We start from the raw sequence: 13,874 nt of genomic DNA on the forward strand, positions 1-13,874 counted from the left end.
TTCGGGCGGGTCGTACCACTTGGAGAAGGATTGCCCAGGGACCGTACGTTTCCTCCCTGTGAGCCATGGTCGTCCCGAAAACTTGTCCACAGCCTGTTGATAAGACTATTCGGGGGATACCTCCCGGGCACGGAGGGGGCTCCCCCGGGTGCCGCGGTCCCGCGGGGCGCCGCCGGCGGAGCGGCCGGAATCCGCCCCCCGATGCCGCGCACGGACGCTCCCGGCCTGGTCGGCGGCCTCCTCACCCCATTTGCAGGCGGCCGAATAGCGCGCCGATCCCCCCTCGGTAAGCTGACGGCATGACAGGACAAGTACGCACCGTCGACGGGCGTGTCGCCGGCCGGCGCGGCCAGGCGACGCGGCAGAAGCTGCTCGACTGCCTCAGCGAGATGCTCAGCTCCTCGCCGTACCGCGACGTCAAGGTGATCGACGTCGCGCGCAAGGCCGGCACCTCCCCCGCGACCTTCTACCAGTACTTCCCGGACGTCGAGGGTGCCGTCCTGGAGATCGCCGAGCACATGGCCACGGAGGGCGCCCAGTTGACGGCGCTCGTCGAGGGCCGCAACTGGGTCGGCAAGGCCGGCTGGGCCGCCGCCGAGGAACTCGTCGACGGGTTCCTCGAGTTCTGGCGGCGCAACGACGCGATCCTGCGGGTCGTCGACCTCGGCGCCGCCGAGGGCGACAAGCGGTTCTACAAGATCCGCATGAAGATCCTGAACTCCGTCACCAACTCCCTCACGGAGTCGATGAAGGAACTCCAGGCCAAGGGCAAGGTCGACAAGGACCTCAGCCCGGCGGCGATGGCGGGCTCGCTCGTCGCGATGCTGGCCGCGGTCGCCTCGCACCAGAAGGGCTTCCAGACCTGGGGCGTCAAGCAGGCCGAACTCAAGCCGAACCTCGCCCTGCTCGTCCACCTGGGCATCACCGGCAAGAAGCCGACCAGGTGACGGCGGACCCCCTGGAGGGTCCGCCGCCCGCATCCCCCCGCCACCGCGCGGCCACGTCGGAGCGCCCCGCCGGGCGGCCCTCGATCAGCGCCGCTCCAGGCGGAACAGCCTGATCTCGCGCTCGATGCGCGCCTGGTACGTCGCGTACGGCGGCCAGAACGTCAGCACCGCCCGCCACGCCGCCGCCCGCTCGGCCCCCTCCAGCAGCCGGGCCCGTACGGCGATGTCCTGCCCCTGCCAGCTCACCTCCGCGTCCGGGTGCCTGAGCAGGTTCCCGGTCCAGGCCGGGTGGCCGGGGCGGCCGAAGTTGGAGCCGATCAGCAGCCAGCTCGCGCCTCCGTCCTCCGGCATGCACGCGAGCGGCGTGGTGCGCGGCTCACCCGTCCTCGCACCCTTGGCGGTGAGCACCAGCCCCGGCAGCATCCGGGCGCTGAGCAGCACCTTTCCCCGGGTCAGCCGGTGCACGGCCTTGTCCAGGGCGGGGATGAAGCGGGGCGCGATCCTGGCGAAGAGGAGGGTCGAGGAGACCTTCTGCATCAGCTTGACGCCGAGAGCCATCAGACGGCCGCCCTCTCCGGGGTCACGGACGGTTCGAAGAGGCCCGCGTGGTGCGCGGCGTGCGCGCGGAGGCGGTGGACGGGACCGAAGAGCAGCTCGTCGGCGGCCGCCCGCTTGAAGTAGAGGTGGGCGTCGTGCTCCCAGGTGAAGCCGATGCCCCCGTGCAGCTGGATCGCCTCGCCTGCGGTGGTGCGCAGCGCCTCCAGCGCCTGCGCGAGGGCGAGGCCGCCCTGGTCCGGGTCCCAGGCGGCGTAGTAGGCGGCCGAGCGTGCCGCCTGGAGCTGTACGTAGAGGTCGGCGAGGCGGTGCTTGACCGCCTGGAAGGAGCCGACGGCCCGGCCGAACTGCTCGCGCCGGCAGACGTACTCCACGGTGCGCGACAGCGCCCGGTCGGCCGCCCCGACCGCCTCGGCGGCGAGGACGGCGGCCGCCCCCCGGCCGGCGGCGGCGAGGGCGGGCAGCACGCCGGCCCCGGTCTCGGCACCCAGCGGCTCGGCCGGTACGTCCCGCAGTTGGACGCGGCCCTGCGGACGGGTCTCGTCGAGGGCGGTCTGCCGGTCCCGTACGAGGCCGGGCGCGTCCTCCCGTACGAGGAACAGCAGGATCCGGCTCCGGGCGAAGCCGCCGGTGTGCGCGGCGACGAGCAGCAGGCCGGCGCTGTGCCCGTCGAGCACCTGCGGCACCTCCCCGTACAGCCGCCAGCCGTCCTCGGCGCGGCGCGCCTGCACCCCGCCGGCGCGGCCCCCGCCCGCCCAGTCGCCCGGGGTGTTGTCACCGGTCAGGGCGAGGGCCGCGGCCAGGGCGGGGCCGGGCACGGCGAGGGCGGCCGTCAGCTCCCCGCCGGCCAGCGGCGGCAGCAGGGCGGAACGCTGCGCGGGGGTGCCGAGTACGGCGACCAGCGGGGCGGCGAGGACGGCGGTGGCCAGCAGCGGCGAGGGCAGCAGCGCCCGCCCGGTCTCCTCGCAGGCCAGCACGAGGTCGCCCGGGGGACACCCGACGCCGCCGTACTCCTCGGCGACGGCGAGGCCGGGCAGTCCGATCCGGCGGGAGAGCTCCTGCCACAGCTCGCGGTCGTGCCCCGCGGCGGTCCGGACGGCGGCTTTGACCTCGTCCGGCCCGCAGCGCTTGCCCAGGACCTCGCGCAGGGTGCGGCGCATCTCGTCCTGCTCCGCGGTGAAGGCGGCATCCATCGTCGGGCTCCTCCCGTATCTGACGGGGCGTCATGTTAGGACGGCGGGGGCGAGAAGCCCAGGGGACGGAGGGGGGCGTTTGGGGGGTGGCGGGGCGGGGGCGGGTGGGGCGGCCGGGGGGTGGGGAATGGGGCGTGGGGGCGGTCCGCACCTCGGGCACCTCGGGCACCTCGACCCGGGAGCTCCCGGTCTAGCAGCTGACGGCCCGTCAGATGTACCGTCCCCCCATGCCTGGACCCCTGTCTGCACCCGTACCCCCCTCTCCCTCCCGCCGCCGGGTCGCCGTGGTCGGCGTCGCCCTCTCCGACTGCGGCCGGGTGGACGGCCCGACCCCCTACGCCCTGCACGCGCAGGCCGCCCGCCGCGCCCTCGCCGACTCCGGCCTCGACCGTTCCGTCATCGACGGCTTCGCCTCGGCGGGGCTCGGCGTCCTCGCCCCGGTCGAGGTGGCCGAGTACCTCGGGCTGCGGCCCGCCTGGGTCGACTCGACCTCCGTCGGCGGCTCCACGTGGGAGGTCATGGCGGCCCACGCCGCCGACGCCATCGCCGCCGGCCACGCCAACGCCGTCCTGCTGGTCTACGGCTCCACGGCCCGCGCCGACATCAAGGCCCGCCGCCGCACCTCGAACCTGTCGTTCGGGGCGCGGGGGCCGCTGCAGTTCGAGGTGCCGTACGGACACACGCTCGTCGCCAAGTACGCCATGGCCGCGCGGCGGCACATGCACGAGTACGGGACGACGCTGGAGCAGCTGGCGTCGGTGGCCGTCCAGGCCCGCGCGAACGCGGCGACGAACCCCGACGCGATGTACCGGGACCCCATCACGGTGGAGGACGTCCTGACGTCCGAACCGATCGCGGACCCCTTCACGAAGCTCCACTGCTGCATCCGCTCCGACGGCGGCTGCGCGGTGCTGCTGGCGGCGGAGGACCACGTCCCCGACACCGCCAAGGCCCCCGTCTGGATCCTGGGCACGGGCACGTCCGTCTCCCACACCACCATGTCGCAGTGGGAGGACTTCACCGTCTCCCCGGCGGCCGTCTCGGGCCGCCGGGCCTTCGCCGACGCGGGCCTCACCCCGGCGGACGTGGACCTCGCCGAGGTCTACGACGCCTTCACGTACATGACCCTGGTGACGCTGGAGGACCTCGGCTTCTGCGCCAAGGGCGAAGGCGGAGCCTTCGTCGACAAGGGCCGCCTCCTCCGCGACGGAGAACTCCCGGTCAACACCGACGGTGGCGGCCTCTCCGCCTGCCACCCCGGCATGCGCGGCCTCTTCCTCCTGGTCGAAGCCGTCCGCCAGCTCCGGGGCGAAGCGGGCCCGGGCCAGGTCACCAAGCGCGGGGGCCGCCTGCCGGAGGTGGCCCTGGCGTCGGGCACGGGAGGCTGGTTCTGCTCATCGGGAACGGTGCTCCTGGGCCGGGGGTAGCGGCCGCCCGCACCCCCTGGACCGGCGTCACAGCTGGTTTGGGGGTTTCCCGTCAGTCCCATCGTCCTTCCGTGTCGGGCCGGTCCCTCAAGGGCGCTCCTTCGTCGCGTCGCTACGCGATGGCCTTCGGCCACCCTTGACCGACCGTCCCGCCCCGGAAAGACAAGGACTGCCGAGAACCCCCCAAAGAAACGGGACGGTCCAGAGGAGAAGGACTCCCGTATCAGCGATGAGACGGGGTAGGCCGGGCCCTGACCGTGACCTGCATGCGGGCCCCCAAAGACCCCCGGCCATCCACCCGGACGCGTCAGATCGCTACGCGCTCCCCATGGCATAGCGTCCGACGACCGTCCGGGGCTGATACCTGCACCACATGTCGATCAGAGCCCCTTTCGGGGGCGGTGGGCGCGTCTGATCGCTACGCGCTCCTCCTGGCTTAGCGTCCGGCCGCCGTCCTGGGCTGATACCCGCACGGAATGTTGATCCCAGCCCCATCGGGGAGCGGGGGCGCGTCAGATCGCTACACGCTTCCGTCTGGGAGGCGTCTGCGGCGCCGCCTGTCTTCATGCGGCCCACCAGGGAGGGGAATCACCCCTTTTGCCCTCATTTGGCGACCATGGATGAGACCTGAAGGGTCTCTGCCGGAGTCTGCCGTTGAAGAAGACAACGCCACACTCCGACAGACGGTCGAAAGACCCGCGAAAGGCCCCCGGACAGCCGCATTTCCCCCTCAAAGCACCCCCCGGCTGCCGTCCCGGCACCCCTCAGCCCCAGACGACCACCAGCCGCCGAGAAATGAGGAGCACGTAGCGATCTCACGCGCCCCCCGCTGCCCGATGGGACTGGGATCAACATCGCGTGCAGGTATCAGCCCAGGACGCGGGCCGGACGCCATGCCATGGGGAGCGCGTAGCGATCTGACGCGCCCACCGCCCCCGAAAGGGGCCCTGATCGACATCGCGTGCAGGTACCGGCCCAGGACGGTCGGCGGACGCTAAGCCATGGGGAGCGCGTAGCGATCTGACGCGTGAGGGTGGCCCGTCGGGGGTCTCTGGGGGCCCGGATGCCCGGCAGGCCGACGCCCGACCCCTCGCCTCATCAGTGATACGGGGCTCCCCTCCCCATGGACCGTCCCGTTCCTTTGGGGGCTTCCCGGCAGTCCTTGTCTTTCCGGGGCGGGACGGCCTGTCAAGGGTCGCCGGAGGCGATCACGCAGTGACGCGACGAAGGAGCGCCCTTGACAGGCCGGCCCGACACGGAAGGACGATGGGACTGACGGGAAACCCCCAAACCAGCCCTGATACCGCCCCGCTGGGACCCCGCCCCCGCAACCCCGCCGCCACCGCCCGACCCCGCCCCACCTCACCCCGCCCCCCGCCCCCCGGGCGCTCGTGCCCCCCGGGGCGTCCTCGGTGCGCCCCCGCGCGCGGCCTGCGCGCCTTTTGCGCGCCGGGTCGGAGGGTGTCTTGTTATGGCTCCTGCGGTCGCCCCTCGTGCATCATTGACGCGGGTAGCTCTTCCCCACGTTTTCATCTGCGACCGAAACCCTTCTGCTTCAACCCACATTCTGGCTGCGGAGGTTCGCGATGGCGGTACGGACGCGCGTCCACCTCGTGCTGGTGCACGGCCTGTTCTCCTCCGCCAAGGTGTGGACGGCCTTCCACGCACTCCTCGTCACCGATCCCGAGCTGGCCGACTGGGTCAGCGTCCACCGCTTCGCGTACGACTCCCCGCTGGTCCGTCTGCGGCCCGACCGCCGGGTGGCGGAGACCGACGACGTCGCCGACCAGCTCGGCACCTTCCTCGAGACCGAACTCGCCGAGGCCGAGCGGATCGTGCTCGTCACCCACAGCCAGGGCGGGCTGATCGTCCAGCGGTTCCTCGCGCGGAAGCTGTGGAACGGCGAGGGCAGGGAGCTGTCCCGCATCAAGCACTTCACGATGTTCGCCTGCCCCAACACCGGGTCCGGCTTCTTCCTCACCGTCCGCAAGTGGCTCAAGCTCTGGAACAACCCGCAGGAGCAGCAGCTGCGCCCCTTCGACCGGGCGGTGACGGAGGCGCAGCGCACCGTCCTCAGTGCCGTCGTCCACGGCCGGACGCACACGGACCAGGAGTGCCCCATACCGGTGCGCGCCTACGGGGGTTCGGCGGACGAGATCGTGCCGCCCGTCGTCGCGCGCGGGGTGTTCCCCAAGGGCGGGGTGGTCACCGCCGACCACTTCTCGATCGTGCAGCCCGCCGACCGCACCGCCGCCCCGTACATGGCGGTCCGTGCCGCCCTGCTGGAGGCGGCCCACGATCCGGGGCCGGCGGAGGCGGCCGGGCCGGTCGTGCCCCGCTCCCCCGCCGAGGCGGCCGGGCGGCCCTCGCTGCCGCCGCCCGCCGCCGGGGAGCTGGACCTGGCGCCCTTCCCGCCGCCGCCGTACGGGCCGTTGGAGGAGGGCAAGCTGAAGGGGCAGGAGCGGCTGAGCCTGGTCGGCTCGCTGCTGAAGGAGGAGGCCCGCCAGCAGGTGCACGTGCTGTCGGGCCTGGGCGGGTCGGGCAAGAGCCGGCTGGCGCTGGAGGTCGCCGACCGGGCGCAGCGCGCCGGGCACCGGGTCTGGTGGGTGTCGATGCCGGAGCTGAGCCTGCGGATGCGGATGATCGCCCGCGACCTGGGGGCGCCGTCGATCACGGTGGAGCGGGCCTGGCTGCTGGGGACCGCCATGGACCTGGTGTGGACGCTGCTCAACGCGTGCCCGGACCCCTGGCTGCTGATCTTCGACAACGCCGACGACCCCGAGCGGCTCGGCCCGCGCGACGGCCAGGTCGCGGACGGCGGCGGCTGGCTGCGCCGCCCGCAGAACGCGAACGGCACGGTGCTGGTCACCAGCCGGGTGCGCCGCCAGCAGACCTGGGGGGAGAACAGTGTCATCCACCAGGTGGTGCCGCTCGGTGAGGACGACGGGGCGTCGATGCTGCTGGAACGCACCGGTGGTCTGGGCGGGACGAACGAGCAGGCGCGGCAGCTGTCGCGGCAGCTGGGCGGGCTGCCGCTGGCGCTGCGGCACGCCGCCGACGTGATCAGGGCGGTCAGCGAGAGCCAGATCTCCCTGGACAGTGACGTCCGGGACTTCGAGACCTTCGGCCGGACGGTCGCCGCTCGGGTGGAGACCGCCCCGGGCCAGGCGGGTCCGGACCTGAGCGAGCTGCTGGGCCGGGAGATCGTGGAGAAGGTCTGCGGGATCGCCATGGACCTGCTGAGCCGGCAGGAGCGGGCGCAGGCGGCGACCCTGCTGAAGGTGTTCGCCTGCCTGAGCATCGCCCCGATCCCGTACCGCTGCCTGCTCGTCGATCCGGTGCTCTCCCAGTCCCCGCTGTTCCCCGGGATCACCCCGGCGCGCACCTACGCGGCCCTCGCGGGCCTGGAGGAGTTCGGGCTGGTGGACTTCTACGAGCGGGAGGGCGTCGCCGAGCGCGACCTGGCGCACGTACTGACCCTGCACCCCGTCGTGCACGGGGTGCTGCGCGAGGACCGGGAGGTGCGGGACCGGCCGGCGGACTTCTACGGGCTGGCGGTGCGGACGGTGCTCCAGGCCGCCCACCTGCGCAATCCCGACCATCCGGCGAACTGGCCGCTGTGGGCGGCGCTCGCGCCGCACGCGTTGGAGGTGTCCCGGGCCTGCCTGCTGGGGGACCTGAAGCTGTCGGACCGCACGGTGCGCACGGAGGCGCTGGAGCTGGCCCGGCTGACCGCCCGCTACCTGATCGCGACGGGGCTGCTGGGGCCCGCGTACGACCTGGTGCTGCCGATGGTGGAGCGCTGTTCCTCCTTCGGCTTCGACATCGACGACCGGGAGATCCTGGGGCTGCGGCACGAGCAGGGCCGCATCCACCTGGACCGGGAGCAGCTGCGGGAGGCCGAGGAGGTGCTGTCGCTGGTGGTGCGGGCGCGCACCCGGATCCTGGGCAGGGACCACGCCGACACCCTGGCCAGCCGGCACAAGCTGGCCCGTGCGATCAACGAGCAGGAGGGACGGGAGGCGGAGGCCGAGGAGATGCTCCGTTCGATCGTGGAGGCGGAGAACGAGGTGCGCGGCCGGGAGCACTACGACACGCTCGTGGTGCGCCACACGCTGGCGCGGACGATGCTGGCGCTGGACCGGCACGCCGAGGCGGAGGCGGAGGCCTGGCAGATCCTGGACATCAGCCGGCGCAACCACTGGCCGCCGTCGACGCCGGAGATCCTGCGGGTGCGGGAGACGCTGACGCACGCGCTGCTGCGCCAGGGCCGGGCGCCGGAGGCGGAGCAGGTGATCCGGGAGGCGCTGCGGGACGCGGCCCAGCCGCCGGATTCGAACCTGGTGATGCGGTTCCGGTTCACCTTCGTGCTGGTGCTCCTGGGGGTGGTGGGGCGTACGCCCGAAGCGGTGAACGAGTTGAAGGCCCTGGTGCGCGACCTCACCCGGGTGGTGGGTCCGGAGCACCCGTTGTTGGTGCAGGCCAGGGCTCTGCTGGAGAAGCTGCTGCGGGAGATGCCCGGCTGAAACCTCCTGCTGTTCCCCCCAGTTGGGCGGAACTCCATCGGCCGGTGCGGGCTTGCGCGTAACCTGACGTTGCCTCACCCTGTGTGACGCGTCCCACACCGAAAAGCGCGGAGGTCCGCCGATGACTGCTGTCCCCACCGATACGAACGACGACCAGTCCCTCAGATGGGGTGCTCCGGGGAGTGACCTGGAGCAGATGCAGGCGGAGGTCGGCCGGCGGATCGCGATGGAAGCGCTGGAGGCCGGACGGCAGGCACTGGAGCTCGACGCGAAGACCGCGTTCCGCGCGACCAGCGGGGCGCATCCCGGATAGGTGCCGTTGTTTTCTGTTGTCTTTCCGACGCCGGGGGGCGATCGAATGACGTCAGGGCAATCCACTCAGAGCGCGTTACCGAATCCCACGCACGATCCGTTCTTCCGCGCCGTGACCGCGCCGGCGTTCACCCACGAGCTGCTCGCCGGGCTGGCCGCCGGGCGGTACGCGGCGGTCCGGGTTCCCGCCTTCCTGCCGCGCGAGCGGTGCGACGAGGTGCTCGGCGCGCTGCGGCAGCAGGTCTTCGACTCGTACGGGAAGGCCCGCGTCGATCCGCCGGTGATGCGGTTCGGGGTGGGCGTCAGCGATCACATGGCGGACGGAGGCGTCGCCGACTCGTACTGGAAGGCGCTTCAGGAGCACCACGAGGCCTGGCAGGGCCTGGGCCTGTCGTTCGATCCGTTCCGCACCTGCCGGGAGGCGCTCGCCGCGGCCTGGCCGGGCGGGGTGGCGGTGGGCCGCCGGGGCGGCGTGGAGATGGGCGACGGGGTGGCCCGGGAACCGAACCAGGGCTTCCAGGTCCACTTCGACGACGCGCTGCGCGAGTACGACGGCGACCTGCTCGACGTGCCGCTGATCGGGCAGTTCGCGTTCAACCTGTACCTCAGCGTGCCGCCCGAGGGCGGTGAGACGGTGCTGTGGAGGCACCGCTGGCAGCCCGAGGACGAGGCGCACCGGCTGTCGGCCCGGTACGGGTTCGACGAGGCGGTGGTGGCGGGTGCCGAGTCCCTCGAGCTGGCTCCGGAGGTCGGTGAGGCGCTGCTGATCGATCCGCGGTTCTTCCACGCGGTCCGGCCCAGCCGCGGGGACCGCAGGATCGCACTGGGGTTCGCGGTGGGGATCGGCACGTCCGGGCAGCTGCTGACCTGGGCCTGACCCCGGCGGGCGTCAACTCCGGTACACGTCAAGGCTTTTGACGGCCGACGGCGGGCCCCGCTAGGTTCGGGCGATGGACCTCTTGCGTTACGTGGCCTTCAGCACCGACCCGCTGGGCGGGAACCCGGCGGGTGTGGTGCTGGACGCCACCGGCATGGACGAGGAGACGATGGCCGCCGTCGCGGCGGACGTCGGCTACTCGGAGACCGCCTTCGCCGTGCCCCGCCAGGACGGGGCACTGGACATCCGCTACTTCAGCCCGCAGACCGAGGTGCCCTTCTGCGGGCACGCGACCATCGCGACCGCCGTGGCCCACGCCGAGCGGCACGGCGTCGGGGACCTGCTGCTGCACACGCAGGCGGGCCCCGTCCCGGTGACCACCTCGGCCGGCCCGGACGGCGGCGTCGTCGCGACCCTGGTGAGCGTGGCACCGCGTACGGAGGCCCTCGCCGACGCCGACCTCGCGGAGCTGCTGGCCGCGCTGCGCTGGTCCGCCGGCGAGCTCGACCCGGCGCTGCCGCCCCGCGCCGCGTACGCCGGGGCCTGGCACCCGGTGATCGCGGCGGCGACCCGGGCCCGGCTGGCCGACCTGGACTACGACATGACCGCCCTCGGCGACCTGATGGCGCGCCGCGGCTGGGCCACGGTCGCCCTGGTGCACCGCGAGTCGGCGGACGTCTTCCACGCCCGCAATCCCTTCCCGCCCGGCGGGGTGGTGGAGGACCCGGCGACCGGTGCGGCCGCCGCCGCCCTCGGCGGGTACCTGCGGAGCCTGGGCCTGGTCGAGCCGCCCGCGCTGCTGACCGTCCACCAGGGCGTCGACATGGGCCGGCCGAGCCTGATCACGGTGGGCGTACCGGCGGATCCGGCGGCGGGCATCGAGGTGACGGGCACGGCGGTCCCGATCGCCTGACCCGGGCGCCGCTCCCGATCGCGTGACCCGGGCGGGGCCGGCCACGAGCCGGCCCCGGCCGGACGGGCCGCCCGCCCGGCCGGACGGCTTCCCCTACGCCCCGTCGGAGACCTCGAGGAGGACCTCGATCTCCACCGGTGCGTCGAGCGGCAGGATGTCCATCCCGACGGCGCTGCGCGCGTGCCGGCCCGCCTCGCCGAACACCTCCACCAGCAGCTCGCTCGCCCCGTCGACCACGGACGCCTGCCGGGTGAACCCGGGCGCGGAGGAGACGTACCCGACCACCTTCACCACCCGCACCACGGCCTCCAGCGGCGTCACCGAGTCCGCGGCGGCCAGTGCCGCCAGCGCGCACTGCCGGCTCAGCTCCCTGGCCCGCTCCGGGGACACCTCCGCGCCGACCCTGCCCGTCCGGGTCAGTTCCCCGCCGCTGAGCGGGATCTGTCCCGCGACGAAGACGTGGATGCCGCTGCGCACGGCGGGTACGTAGGCCCCCTTGGGGGCGCTCACCTCCGGCAGCCGTAATCCGAGCTCGGCTAGCCTTTCGCGGACGTCCACGCTCATGGCACCCCCTGGTGACCTCGACCCGACCTCGTCGGCTCACGCCATCGTCCCACCGCGCGGGGCCCGTTGGGGCGGGCTCCGCCCTTGTGGCCCGGATCCGGTGCCGATCTGCTAGCGGCCGGGCCTAGCCTGGGCGGCATGAGTGACAGCAGCAGCGAGTTCCACGAGGTCCTGCACTCCCTGCGGGTGTGGGAGGCGCCGCTTCCCGGTTTCGATCCGGCCGGGGCCCCCGCCGCGCCGCTGGAGCTGTTCCGGCAGTGGTTCCTGCACGCCGCCCGGGCGGGGCAGCCCGAGCCGCACACGATGAGCCTGGCGACGGCCGACGCCGAGGGGCGGCCGGACGTGCGCGTGCTGATGCTGCACGACGCCGACGAGCGGGGCTGGCACTTCGCCTCCCACTCCACGAGCGCCAAGGGCCGCCAGCTGGCCGGCCGGGCCGACGCGGCGCTGGGCTTCTACTGGCCGTCGGTGGGCCGCCAGGTGCGGGTGCGGGGCCGGGTCGTGGCCTGCGGGCCCGAGGAGAGCCGGGCGGACCTGGCGGTGCGTTCGCGCGGGGCGCTGGCGGCCGCGCTGACCGGCCGGCAGAGCGAGGTTCTGGGCTCCGCCGAGGAGCTGGCGCGGGCCTCGGCGGCGGCGTGGGAGCGGGCCGCGGCGGAGCCGGACGCGCCGGCGCCGACCTGGACGCGGTACGTACTGGAGCCCGCGGAGGCGGAGTTCTTCCAGGGCGACGCCGCGCGCCGGCACATCCGCCTGCGCTACCGCCGCTCGGCCGGGGACTCCTGGCTGCGGGAGCTGCTCTGGCCCTGAGCGGCGGGCCCGTCCGGCCGGAACACCGCCACCCGCACCCCGTCCGCGGCCTCCCGGAAGGCGACCCGCAGGGGCATGCCGACGCGCAGGTCCCCGTACGGGCAGTCGACGACCTCGGTCATCATCCGGGGGCCCTCCGCGAGGTCGACGACGGCGGCCGCGTAGGGGACGCGCGCCCCGAAGGGCGGGAGGTCGTTGCGGTGGACGACGGACCAGGTGTAGAGGGTGGCGCGGCCGCTCGCCGGTTCCCAGGTGACGCGGTCCTCGCCGGCCCAGCACAGGGGGCAGAACTCGCGCGGGTAGTGGTGGGCGCGCCCGCAGTCGGCGCAGCGGCGCAGCAGGAGGCGGCCTTCGGCGGCGGCGTCCCAGTAGGGGCGGGTGAACCCGTCCGGCTCGGGGAGGTCGTACCGTGCGGCGTTCACCGCAGGATCCCGGTCGTGGCGTCGAGGGACCAGGTCTGCCAGGACATGGCGAGGAGCGCGACGAGCGAGATGAGCGCCATCATCGCGTTCTGCCCCTGCTCGGCCCAGTCGTGGATCATCAGGACGAGGTAGAGCAGGTTCAGGAGCAGCCCGCCGACGAGGGCGACCGGGGTGAGGAAGCCGAGCACCAGGCCCAGCCCGAGGGCGAGTTCGGCGTAGACGACGGTGTACGCCATCAGTCTCGGCCGGGGCCGGACGACCTTGTCGAAGCCGGTCCTGACGAAGGGCCAGCGGTGTTCGCCGGCGACGCCGGCGGCCCAGGCGATGCCGGTGCCGCGTTCGAACCAGCCCTTCTTGTCCTTGTGCCGCCAGCTCTCCAGCCACCACAGGCCGAGGCCTATCCGCAGCACGGCGAGCCATTCGGCGCCGGTGAGCCAGATGGTCTGCACGGTTCGCCCCCCACCCCTCGATCTGACGGTACGTCAGTTCAGCGGATCGGAGCGGATCCCGCAAGGCCCCGGACTCAGGGCACCGAGAACAGCCGCCCGTACCCGGCGACCCCGCCCGTCGGCTCGCCCGCCGCGCGCAGGGCGGCCCACAGCAGCACCTGGTTCGCGGTCAGCACCGGCCGGCCCAGCTCCGCCTCCAGGGCCTCGATCACCCCGACGGCCCGGAAGCCGTTGCCGCCGACGACCACCGCCTCGGCCCCGTCGGGGACCTGCTCCACCACCCAGCCGTACAGGGCGTCCGGCCGGATCAGCGCCTGCCCGCTGGGCAGCCCGCACGGAGCGGCGTACGGAACCCCGAACCCGGCCTCCTCGTAGTAGCCCCGCCCCAGGTCGCTCAGGGTGGCGTCGAACCAGGGCGGATCGACCAGGGCGAGCCGCGCGACCTCGAGCGCCCGCAGCGCCTCGACGGCGGCGGCGCAGGTGGCGACCACGGGCAGCCCGCCGGCCCGCTCGCGCAGCCGGTCGAGCATGTACGCCTCCCCGCGGGCGCCGATCACGTACGCGGAGCTGGTGAAGGCGTAGGCGATCGCCGCCACCGGCGCGGCGGCGAGCAGCTCCGCCGCGTCGTCCACGTGCGGCGGCTCGGCGAAGGCCCGCACCGGGGCGAGCGGCACGGTCGGGCCCATCGCACCACCGGGTCCCATCGCGGCGAACGGCACCCGGGCGGTGTGCAGGCCCACGTCCGACGGGGCCATGGCGCGCAGCTCCGATTCGGGGCCCACGTCGGCGTGGGGGGTGAGGACACCGAGGCGGACGCGCACGTCCCACCCGTCGGGCTGCCACATCGCGCACGCACTCCTCTCCGGGAACGGATGCCCCACT

At 73.6% G+C, this 13,874-nt stretch carries 13 protein-coding genes; 7 read left to right on the plus strand and 6 right to left on the minus strand.

Going from position 1 to position 13,874, the window contains the following annotated elements:
- Positions 1-299 precede the first annotated feature (299 nt).
- On the plus strand, positions 300-947 hold the full coding sequence (locus ACZ514_RS18350) for a TetR family transcriptional regulator (RefSeq protein WP_468171185.1): 648 nt from the start codon (positions 300-302) through the stop codon (positions 945-947).
- A gap of 84 nt (positions 948-1,031) precedes the next feature.
- Here the strand turns inward: ACZ514_RS18350 and ACZ514_RS18355 are convergent, their stop codons facing one another.
- Together ACZ514_RS18355 and ACZ514_RS18360 are read right to left on the minus strand one after the other, a co-directional pair.
- Entirely contained in the window at positions 1,032-1,505 is a 474-nt protein-coding gene (locus ACZ514_RS18355; protein WP_469125149.1) for a nitroreductase family deazaflavin-dependent oxidoreductase, read from the minus strand.
- A complete protein-coding gene (locus tag ACZ514_RS18360; protein ID WP_468699835.1) occupies positions 1,505-2,695 on the minus strand; it encodes an acyl-CoA dehydrogenase family protein in 1,191 nt (396 codons plus the stop codon). The genes ACZ514_RS18355 and ACZ514_RS18360 overlap by 1 nt, the downstream gene beginning before the upstream one ends.
- Positions 2,696-2,922: 227 nt before the next feature.
- Here ACZ514_RS18360 and ACZ514_RS18365 point away from each other — a divergent pair, with 227 nt between their 5' ends.
- From ACZ514_RS18365 to ACZ514_RS18385, 5 genes are all read left to right on the plus strand, one after another.
- Positions 2,923-4,122 carry a thiolase C-terminal domain-containing protein gene (locus ACZ514_RS18365; protein ID WP_468171177.1) on the plus strand — a complete coding sequence of 400 codons (1,200 nt, stop codon included), beginning with the start codon at positions 2,923-2,925 and terminating at the stop codon, positions 4,120-4,122.
- Between the two features lie 1,586 nt (positions 4,123-5,708).
- A complete protein-coding gene (locus ACZ514_RS18370) occupies positions 5,709-8,648 on the plus strand; it encodes an alpha/beta hydrolase (RefSeq protein WP_468171174.1) in 2,940 nt (979 codons plus the stop codon).
- A 121-nt stretch (positions 8,649-8,769) separates the two neighbouring features.
- Entirely contained in the window at positions 8,770-8,961 is a 192-nt protein-coding gene (locus ACZ514_RS18375; protein WP_388943047.1) for a hypothetical protein, read from the plus strand.
- 111 nt (positions 8,962-9,072) lie between these two features.
- Complete coding sequence (locus ACZ514_RS18380) at positions 9,073-9,837, plus strand: 2OG-Fe(II)-dependent halogenase WelO5 family protein (protein WP_469125150.1); 765 nt, start codon at positions 9,073-9,075, stop codon at positions 9,835-9,837.
- A gap of 73 nt (positions 9,838-9,910) precedes the next feature.
- Positions 9,911-10,750, plus strand: coding sequence for a PhzF family phenazine biosynthesis protein (locus ACZ514_RS18385; protein WP_468171168.1), 840 nt, complete (start codon positions 9,911-9,913; stop codon positions 10,748-10,750).
- Positions 10,751-10,843: 93 nt separating this feature from the next.
- On the opposite strand, the gene ACZ514_RS18390 is transcribed toward ACZ514_RS18385, so the two are convergent.
- The gene (locus ACZ514_RS18390; protein ID WP_468171165.1) at positions 10,844-11,314 is read right to left on the minus strand and encodes a RidA family protein; all 471 of its coding nucleotides are present in this window, start codon (positions 11,312-11,314) and stop codon (positions 10,844-10,846) included.
- A 138-nt stretch (positions 11,315-11,452) separates the two neighbouring features.
- Between ACZ514_RS18390 and ACZ514_RS18395 the strand changes: the two genes are divergently transcribed.
- A complete protein-coding gene (locus ACZ514_RS18395) occupies positions 11,453-12,121 on the plus strand; it encodes a pyridoxal 5'-phosphate synthase (RefSeq protein WP_469125151.1) in 669 nt (222 codons plus the stop codon).
- On the opposite strand, the gene ACZ514_RS18400 is transcribed toward ACZ514_RS18395, so the two are convergent.
- The 3 genes from ACZ514_RS18400 to ACZ514_RS18410 form a co-directional block, all read right to left on the minus strand.
- On the minus strand, positions 12,070-12,543 hold the full coding sequence (locus ACZ514_RS18400; protein WP_468171159.1) for a Zn-ribbon domain-containing OB-fold protein: 474 nt from the start codon (positions 12,541-12,543) through the stop codon (positions 12,070-12,072). The two genes, ACZ514_RS18395 and ACZ514_RS18400, sit on opposite strands and share 52 nt — an antisense overlap.
- Positions 12,540-12,992: a DoxX family protein gene (locus tag ACZ514_RS18405; RefSeq protein WP_469125152.1), complete on the minus strand. Its 453-nt coding sequence runs from the start codon at positions 12,990-12,992 to the stop codon at positions 12,540-12,542. Before ACZ514_RS18405 ends, ACZ514_RS18400 begins: the two co-directional genes overlap by 4 nt.
- Before the next feature lie 74 nt (positions 12,993-13,066).
- Positions 13,067-13,837 (minus strand): maleate cis-trans isomerase family protein, encoded by a 771-nt coding sequence (locus ACZ514_RS18410; RefSeq protein ID WP_469125153.1) that lies wholly within the window; start codon positions 13,835-13,837, stop codon positions 13,067-13,069.
- Positions 13,838-13,874: the final 37 nt, after the last annotated feature.

The sequence above is a fragment of the Streptomyces sp. NPDC034086 genome (genome assembly GCF_055575515.1).

Coding starts and splice junctions, on each gene's coding strand:
- ACZ514_RS18410 (WP_469125153.1), bottom strand. CDS start 13,837: ATGTGGCAGCCCGACGGGTGGGACGTGCGCGTCCGCCTCGGTGTCCTC.
- ACZ514_RS18395 (WP_469125151.1), top strand. CDS start 11,453: ATGAGTGACAGCAGCAGCGAGTTCCACGAGGTCCTGCACTCCCTGCGG.
- ACZ514_RS18390 (WP_468171165.1), bottom strand. CDS start 11,314: ATGAGCGTGGACGTCCGCGAAAGGCTAGCCGAGCTCGGATTACGGCTG.
- ACZ514_RS18350 (WP_468171185.1), top strand. CDS start 300: ATGACAGGACAAGTACGCACCGTCGACGGGCGTGTCGCCGGCCGGCGC.
- ACZ514_RS18360 (WP_468699835.1), bottom strand. CDS start 2,695: ATGGATGCCGCCTTCACCGCGGAGCAGGACGAGATGCGCCGCACCCTG.
- ACZ514_RS18385 (WP_468171168.1), top strand. CDS start 9,911: ATGGACCTCTTGCGTTACGTGGCCTTCAGCACCGACCCGCTGGGCGGG.
- ACZ514_RS18355 (WP_469125149.1), bottom strand. CDS start 1,505: ATGGCTCTCGGCGTCAAGCTGATGCAGAAGGTCTCCTCGACCCTCCTC.
- ACZ514_RS18365 (WP_468171177.1), top strand. CDS start 2,923: ATGCCTGGACCCCTGTCTGCACCCGTACCCCCCTCTCCCTCCCGCCGC.
- ACZ514_RS18370 (WP_468171174.1), top strand. CDS start 5,709: ATGGCGGTACGGACGCGCGTCCACCTCGTGCTGGTGCACGGCCTGTTC.
- ACZ514_RS18375 (WP_388943047.1), top strand. CDS start 8,770: ATGACTGCTGTCCCCACCGATACGAACGACGACCAGTCCCTCAGATGG.